Consider the following 7687-nt stretch of genomic DNA (forward strand, 5'->3'; position numbering starts at 1 on the left):
GGATGCGGCCAAGAAAGACGCGGACCTCCCCCGTAATGTCAGGCAACAAAATCAACAAAAAAGGATAAGCGAATCGGGCTGGTTAGAACTTTTTCAAAATGAGAAAAAAACTTACGACCAGTACCTAACATGCTTGGCTCATACTTTTGTATCTCTTCCTTCCACCAACAGGAGATTTGAGGAAATTAAAAAGGAACTCAATCAACAGCATCCAGATAACTGTAAAAACTCCCTGACTGAATCATGGACAACTCAACATCGATTCCTCGCCCAAAAACTTTACCCGCACCTGGTCAACCCAGGCATTGATAAGAAGAAAGCGGCATTCTTTGCCAAATTAACCAAACCAGGAGGCGGCACAAAATTTGAAGACTTCCTTCACTTCATCAAAATTGGGGTCGAACCACTAAACTGGGAGAATCAAAATGTTTATTCCTTGGCGACCCTCCGAGCAGGGGACACCTCTACCGCAAGATCGGAAAACAAGAAATTAATTCGCAAAGCAACCAAGTATTCCCGACTGGACGAACCGGAAGATCAATTTAATTTAAGAAAAAGAAAACAGTTAAGGGCATACAAATTACACCGGGCATTGATCGAAGCGATTGATGGTAAATTGAAGGAATCCAGAAAATATCTTTCAGAAGCCATGGATATTGCATCAGCTTATTCCCCAAGTAATGAACTTAAAAAAATAATCGATGAAACCAAATTTATACTTGGTCAATCACAGCAGTAAAAACTAAAGAAATCCAGCACAGTTCCTACATTGCAAGGAACTAAACCCTCGAGATTTCACACCTTCCCCATAGCCTTACTTATGAAATGTGGCTCGGTACTTGGAGAGCTTGGCCTCTACCATTACGAGTTCTTCTTGGCTTAATTCCTTGTACCCCCGCCCAACAGGCCATCCGTAGCCCCAGCGATACCAGGTGGGAAAATGCGGGGCACCGCCTATGCGTACAGCTTCATACATTAATTCAGCGAGTTGTGGATTGCCCGTCTTTTTCTCCACACAATTTTTAAACTCAAGGTCTGCTTGTTCCCGTTCTTTCTCAGTGCCACCTCGCCAGTAGGCCAAGTCATGTTTATGGCAACATTCTTTCCATAACTCGGGATTTTCAAAGGTGCCATCCAGGAACAAACTGCATCCATCACTGGTAAAATCAGTTAACTCAGAAAGTGAATCCTTACAGGAGATGGAAGCTGAAAATAAAAGAACTACCCAAAAAAATACAGCAAGTAGCTTCACAAAGCCTTTTGTCCTAACTGAGCAAGGCTGGAATCACTGGGCAATTGAAAGGCACGCAAACTAAAAATAGGCAGGGTTGCCAGGAGATGATCAAATATATCTGACTGAATTGCTTCATATTCGATCCATCTAACATCGTTCACAAATACATAGATCTCGATAGGTACACCCTTTTCGCTGGGGGCTAACTGACGCACAAGAAAGGTCATGCCTTCTTTATGTATACTGGCATGGGACCGTAAGTACTCCTTACAATAGGCACGAAAGGTTCCGATATTGGTGAGATTTCTACCGTTCAACAGCGGTGAAACGACTCCCAGTTCATCGAGGTTCATCCCTTTGCTACCGATTTCCGACTTCTTGGAATTCAAATAAGGTTGGAGGCATTCAATCCTTTCCAAGTCCTCCACTTCTGATCGTTTGAGAAAGCGAACACTGGAAATATCCAAACTGATGTTCCGCTTGATCCGCCGGCCACCCGACTCGCTCATACCCCGCCAGTTCTTGAAGGCATCGCTGACCATGGCATAGGCAGGAATGGTAGTGATGGTCTTATCCCAGTTTTGCACCTTCACGGTAGTCAGGGAAACATCAATTACATCGCCATCGGCACCATACTTGGGCATTTCCACCCAGTCTCCCTTGCGGACCATATTGTTGGCCGTTAATTGTATGCCGGCAACCAGCCCAAGAATGACATCTTTAAAGACCAACAGAAGGACAGCGGTTAGAGCACCCAAACCGGAGAGGAAGTACAGCGGGGTCTTGCCGAGCAAAATGGAGAGAATAAAGATTAGCCCCGTCGCATTGACCACCAACTTGACCGCCTGACAGATTCCCTTGAGTGGTAACTTCGCGGAAAGCGAGGACTCCTCATAACTGTCATGCAGGGCATTAATCAGGGCATCAATGCTCCACAGAGCAATGACCACAAGGTAGAGATTGACCGAGACATCGATGATGCCAAGCAGCACCTCAAATGGCTCAAGCAGAATCGGAGACAGTGCACTGATGATGAAGGCGGGAGCAAGATGGGAAAGACGGTGAAAAAATTTCTCCTTTAGGAAATGCTCTCCAATGCGGGTCTTGGATTTTTTGGCCAGGGAACGAACCACTCCAAGTACAAACCCCTTGACCATGGAATTTGCCAACCAGGCGATCAAAAGAACGAGGACCAAGGAGATGGCTGCGGTAAACAGCTCAACCGTAGTCTTCTCTGCATCCAATCCTAAAATACGGTAAACCTCCCTAAAAATACCAAGATGAAGCTGGGCGACATAGTCCATGCTCACACTCAATCCAAATTCCTGTCTTGGCTCAATGCAAAAGCAACCTTGGAACCAAGCCTAAAATCAACGCAGAGAATTCCCGATCCAGTCAATCACTGCATCGATCATTGGTTTTTCCCCATCATCGGAAAACACATGATTTGCACCGGGAATCTCCACCAGTTTTTTCGGCTCATTTGCGTGGGCGAAAATTTCCTGAGAATCTTCGATTGGTACGACATCGTCCTCGGTTCCATGCACTAACAACCAGGGAACTTTTACTTCGGATGCTTTAGGAGCTGTCGTAATAATGCTTTCCAAATCGTCCTTAAAGGTACTGGAAAGTGGACAGCTTGCCTCTTCCCACATACATCCAGAGTCTGGTGTCACCTCTCCGAATTCACGCTCGTAAAATGCTTGGGTGTTTACCATTCCCGCAAGGGAGATCAACAATTTGATCCGTTCATCAGAAGCCGCCGCCAATACTCCGACCGCCCCGCCCATACTATGTCCGGCATAAATGACTCGATAGCCTGAGGCATCAGCGGCAGAAAGAACTGCTTTCAAATCATCTACCTCCTTGGAAATAGTCGATTGCCTAAAATCTCCGCCCGAACCTCCATTGCCCGAAAAAGAAAAACGCAAAACGGGCAAGCCCTCGGCAGCCACTGCCTCTGCAAGTGCTACAACGAAAGGGCGATCCTTATTTCCCGTCAGCCCATGCCCGATAATCAATAAATTGCGGGCATTTTCCTGCCCGGCGTGAAAAGTATATTCAATAATTTCTTCATCTTGGTTCTTGATCGTTTCTTCCATATCCACATGGGATAACCATACCTTGGCCATACTGGCAAGCACCCAACTACTAAAACCACAAAAAAAGGCTGATCCCGCACTTAGCGGAATCAACCCTTAAATAGATGAATTCTTAAATTCCTAAATTAAGCAATTTCGGAAGCGTGAAACTCTAACCAGTCATCCAAGTTGTTTAAGTTAATCGCATCCTTAGGATCTCCATCAGCCAATCCATTTGCCGAAAGAATGCTTTGGCGGGTCGCATCGTCGTGAATGTATCCAGTAATGGATGCATTAAGGGAAGAAACCGTATCGCTATCAAGCTTCACATCAGACTGAGATTTCACCCATGCTTCAAATTGTGGATAGGTGGGCTTAGATTCAGTAATGTAGGAACGAACGGAATCAGCATTCAAACCCAAGGCATCAATGACCATAGAATCATAACCAGCACCAATCCCGGGGTAACCATCGGCAATTTTTCCGGCAGCTTCCAAAGAAACTTTTTGCCAAAGGCGTGGAAGGTGAAGAACACCTAAAGGACCGACTGTACCGGAACTAATCAGAGGAACTATTTTGGACATATTATATATATTTACGGGTTTACTATTAAGGATAAGAAAAAAATCGCTTCCCTAAAGGGTTGATATTTCATTCAAATTGGGACAACAATTTCTGCGCCTTTGAATCCAAAGGTAAAGATTATTTAGCAAGTTTTACTCAACAAAAATTATGAGCACCAAAGAAAAAAGAATTGGCTTTGTCGGCCTCGGTCGTATGGGCGCCAATATGGCCCGCAATTTAAAAGACAAAGGCTATCAAATTAGCACGGTCTATGACATCAACGAAAGTGTGGCATCCTCCCTTGCTGATGAACTTGGTTCACAAGCTGCCTCATCCTTAACTGAGGTAACTGCTCATTCGGATGTCATCCTCACGGTGGTAACCAACGATGCCGCCATGGAGTCGATCTTCTTTAACGATGCAGACAACTTGTTTTCCAATTCCTCCGGGAAATTGTTTATCAATTGTGCCACCCTCTCCCCTGGGCTTCATGTCCGCCTGGAAGCTGCCGCGGCAGAGATCGGGGCTCAAACCCTTGAGGGCTGTATGGCCTCAAGCATCACTCAGGCACGCGAAGGTACTCTGTATTTAATGATTGGTGGACAGGAAGATGTTTTTAATTCCGTGAAAGACTTGCTTGACGATTTGAGCATCAATTTGCGCTTCGTTGGAAAAGCCGGCAAGGCAGCCCAGGTCAAAGCCTTGGTCAATATGGTTATGAATATCAACACCGCGGCACTCGCAGAAGGCCTCGGCATTGCTGATGCTCTCGGACTCGACCTCAATATGATCTGTGAAATCTTCTCCCAAACCGGGGCCAATTCGCGTGTACTTGAAACCGATTCTGAGGATATGATCGGACGGGATCACGAGTGCTACTTCTCCGCCGATCATGCCGCCAAGGATTCAGGAATTGCTATTTCTGTGGCAGAAGCAGCCGGAATTAATGTCCCCTTGGCAAAAGCCACCCTTTCCCAGTATCAAAAAATGGTCGTGGCCGGACTTGGAGAACTTGATAAGTCTGGAGTTGCTGAGCTCACCTTCAAAGGAAGAGGCCCTGGTAATTAAGCCTGACTGGACTCGGGTATTTAAATTACCTCCCCCTAGCCCCACCTGAGCGGTGACCTGGGTTATGGTTTCTGCGGGACCGGTTTGACTGGCCTGAGTTACCCTGAAACCCGCCCCCTCCTCTTCGGTTAAAACCACCGGAGTTTTGCTTGCTTGGGTTATTCGCTTGCACCGGAGCATCAGGCAGTGAAATCCCTTCCGTGGATAGTCTTTCCATTTCCTTCTTGGACAAACGTTCAACTGCTGCCAATGCCGACCGATCTTCCGAAGTTATAAAGTTAATCGCCACCCCAGTCGATTGCGCCCGTCCTGTTCGTCCAATCCGGTGAACATAATCCTCGGCCTGCGGAGGGAAATCGTAATTGATAACATGAGAAATTCCTTCCACATCAATTCCACGAGCTGCAATATCTGTAGCCACAAGTACACGAATCTTACCACTTTTAAAATCACCCAATGCTCGGGCCCGTTGACCTTGTGAACGATTAGAATGGATGGCACCGGTGGTTATCCCCTTGCGGGATAATTGACGGGCAATCCGGTCCGCCCCGTGCTTGGTACGGGAAAAAACCAAGACCATGCTAAGTTCAGCATCTTTTATGATATGCTGAATAAGGTGCATCTTTTGGGGCTTCTCCACTTGGTAGGCGTATTGCTTAACTGTATCTGCTGGATTGGTTCGTCTACCAATCTCTACAACCTTGGGATTTTTTTGGAATTGATGGGTGAGTTTCTCAATTTCTTTAGATAATGTTGCAGAAAAAAGGAGGGTCTGTCGTTCCTTCGGTATTGCCTGTACAATTTTCCGGATATTGGGAAGGAAGCCCATATCGAGCATCCGGTCTGCCTCGTCCAATACCAAATATTCAAGGCCCGAAAAGTCGACACATCCCTGATCCATCAAATCCATTAACCTACCTGGAGTAGCAATGACCAATTCATCACCTCTCCGTAAAGCCTGTTTTTGTGGACCTTCGCCCACACCGCCATAGACCTGAGCTACGCGCAATTTTACATATTTTGAATAGGTGGATACATTCTCTCCTATTTGGACTACCAATTCACGAGTGGGAGAAAGCACAAGAGCCCGAGTGCCTGTTCGTCCCGATTTTTTAGCACGATCGTCTAATTTCTCCAACATCGGCAAGGTGAAAGCAGCAGTCTTGCCTGTACCAGTTTGAGCAATTCCCGTAAGGTCTCGACCTTCCAATATAAAAGGAATAGCAGATGCCTGAATGGGCGTGGGATTTTCATACCCGGACTCTTTAATCGCCCGTAATAAATTAGGGCCGAGCCCAAGTGTTTCAAAAGACATCGTCCTACCCTACTCCATTTCGAGTCATTGGCGATGGCATAATAAGTAACCTGCTAAAGAATGCTGAAAATTATAGTAATCCGGTACAAACATCCAAGGCTCATAACAGAAAGATGCCAAGTAACCGTCAAAGATAATTAATTTTCCAAGGTTATGAATTAATCAGGTTGGCGACCTTATCGGTTGGCCTTTAGTTTAAGGATGGTACGGCTTGCTGATATAATTGAGCTTATCGAGGATTGACCCCAATCGACAGCCATACTCATAGTAGATTTCAACCGGGTCTCCCGCATCGGCATTTGCAGATTCAGCATCGTGAAAGACCGCAGCAAGGTGGGGTTCGATCGAAATTCCTCCGTCATATCCATTCGCTTGTAGATCGGTCAAGATTTCGCGTACCTTTCCCTGCCCCTCTCCTGGATAGAGATAAACTTCCTTTCCTCCATTTTCCGCACTGGGTTCCAAGCAGTCTTTGATGTGCACATAAGCAATATGTTCGCGTACCTTTTGGTAAAATTCCCACGGATCCTGCCAGGGTTGACCCTCTTTGGAACGGTCGCGGTTAAATACCGGATTGGCGGTATCAAAGACCAGTTTCATTCCCGGTATGGCATCGAGTAGTTCATGGGTGTGCTGCCAGCTTAACCCACCATAGTTCATGCAGTTTTCATGCAGGGCAGTGATTCCATGATCGGCAAATTTCTCCACTATGATTTGCAGGCGGCGGATACGCTCCTCCACCATCAGGTCTTCACCCTCCACTACCTTGTAGCTCATGATCCGTACCATTTTGGAACCAAGTGCTTTCATACGAGGAATCGCCCGATCCACCTCGTCCAAGGTAATGGAAAAATCATCCCGCACATCCTTCCCCCAGTTGGCAATGGCCGAACCGAAGGCATTGACATACACTCCTGCCTTATCCAAGGCTCTGCGGAACTCATCAAACTCAGAGTCCGAGACATCATGAAGGTTTTTACCATTCAAACATCTCGCCTCAATCGCATTCCATCCCAATTTCTGGGTGGTGGAGATTTGAACATTTCCATCCTGCGAGGCCTCGTCAGCAATTCCTGTAAGGTACATAATTTTTTCTTCGTTTTAAATTATTGGGAAAGAATGACTTTTTCTCCGCCCGCCTTGGCAGATTGGTAGACTGCCTCGATCAACTCCACCGCTTTTCTGGCCTCCCGTCCATCCACCTGAGGAGAATCTCCGCAACGCAAGGCTTCGAGTGCATCTTCGAAATTACTTTGGTGCCATTGAAAATCAATTGCCTTGGGATCGGCGGCCCCGGCACCTGTCTGCACTGCACCCACCCCAAACCTCTCCAGTATTTCTTCATCCCTAGGTAAGGACCTTTTTAGGTCCCAAAGATCAAACTTATCATCGCACATCCGAATGGATCCTTTATCTCCGCACACA

The 7687-nt window shown here is 46.5% G+C and carries 8 protein-coding genes and 1 pseudogene; 2 read left to right on the forward strand and 7 right to left on the reverse strand.

From position 1 onward, the window contains the following. Window positions 1-739 (forward strand): hypothetical protein (locus ACKPQ4_RS04685; protein WP_407680049.1); only part of this gene is annotated, 739 nt, incomplete at its 5' end. Between the two features lie 75 nt (window positions 740-814). Here the strand turns inward: ACKPQ4_RS04685 and ACKPQ4_RS04690 are convergent. The 4 genes from ACKPQ4_RS04690 to ACKPQ4_RS04705 form a co-directional block, all read right to left on the reverse strand. Then, window positions 815-1252 carry an FAD-binding oxidoreductase gene (locus ACKPQ4_RS04690; protein WP_407680050.1) on the reverse strand — a complete coding sequence of 146 codons (438 nt, stop codon included), beginning with the start codon at window positions 1250-1252 and terminating at the stop codon, window positions 815-817. After that, window positions 1249-2538: a mechanosensitive ion channel family protein gene (locus ACKPQ4_RS04695; RefSeq protein WP_407680051.1), complete on the reverse strand. Its 1290-nt coding sequence runs from the start codon at window positions 2536-2538 to the stop codon at window positions 1249-1251. Before ACKPQ4_RS04695 ends, ACKPQ4_RS04690 begins: the two co-directional genes overlap by 4 nt. A gap of 66 nt (window positions 2539-2604) precedes the next feature. Next, window positions 2605-3429, reverse strand: coding sequence for an alpha/beta hydrolase family protein (locus ACKPQ4_RS04700; RefSeq protein WP_407680052.1), 825 nt, complete (start codon window positions 3427-3429; stop codon window positions 2605-2607). Window positions 3430-3461: 32 nt separating this feature from the next. After that, on the reverse strand, window positions 3462-3899 hold the full coding sequence (locus ACKPQ4_RS04705) for a DUF5069 domain-containing protein (RefSeq protein WP_407680053.1): 438 nt from the start codon (window positions 3897-3899) through the stop codon (window positions 3462-3464). Window positions 3900-4047: 148 nt separating this feature from the next. On the opposite strand from ACKPQ4_RS04705, the gene ACKPQ4_RS04710 reads away from it, so the two are divergent. Then, on the forward strand, window positions 4048-4947 hold the full coding sequence (locus ACKPQ4_RS04710; RefSeq protein WP_407680054.1) for an NAD(P)-dependent oxidoreductase: 900 nt from the start codon (window positions 4048-4050) through the stop codon (window positions 4945-4947). Window positions 4948-4972: 25 nt separating this feature from the next. On the opposite strand, the gene ACKPQ4_RS04715 is transcribed toward ACKPQ4_RS04710, so the two are convergent. The 3 genes and pseudogenes from ACKPQ4_RS04715 to ACKPQ4_RS04725 form a co-directional block, all read right to left on the reverse strand. Beyond that, window positions 4973-6262, reverse strand: coding sequence for a DEAD/DEAH box helicase (locus ACKPQ4_RS04715; RefSeq protein WP_407680055.1), 1290 nt, complete (start codon window positions 6260-6262; stop codon window positions 4973-4975). Window positions 6263-6457: 195 nt separating this feature from the next. Beyond that, window positions 6458-7348 (reverse strand): sugar phosphate isomerase/epimerase family protein, encoded by an 891-nt coding sequence (locus ACKPQ4_RS04720; protein ID WP_407680056.1) that lies wholly within the window; start codon window positions 7346-7348, stop codon window positions 6458-6460. 20 nt (window positions 7349-7368) lie between these two features. Beyond that, window positions 7369-7687 (reverse strand): annotated as a pseudogene (locus ACKPQ4_RS04725) (Gfo/Idh/MocA family protein); the annotation flags it as partial.

Origin of the sequence: Candidatus Chordibacter forsetii (genome assembly GCF_964187505.1) — a bacterium.
Taxonomy (GTDB): domain Bacteria; phylum Verrucomicrobiota; class Verrucomicrobiia; order Opitutales; family Seribacteraceae; genus Chordibacter; species Chordibacter forsetii.

Coding starts and splice junctions, on each gene's coding strand:
- ACKPQ4_RS04695 (WP_407680051.1), bottom strand. CDS start 2,538: ATGGACTATGTCGCCCAGCTTCATCTTGGTATTTTTAGGGAGGTTTAC.
- ACKPQ4_RS04705 (WP_407680053.1), bottom strand. CDS start 3,899: ATGTCCAAAATAGTTCCTCTGATTAGTTCCGGTACAGTCGGTCCTTTA.
- ACKPQ4_RS04710 (WP_407680054.1), top strand. CDS start 4,048: ATGAGCACCAAAGAAAAAAGAATTGGCTTTGTCGGCCTCGGTCGTATG.
- ACKPQ4_RS04715 (WP_407680055.1), bottom strand. CDS start 6,262: ATGTCTTTTGAAACACTTGGGCTCGGCCCTAATTTATTACGGGCGATT.
- ACKPQ4_RS04720 (WP_407680056.1), bottom strand. CDS start 7,348: ATGTACCTTACAGGAATTGCTGACGAGGCCTCGCAGGATGGAAATGTT.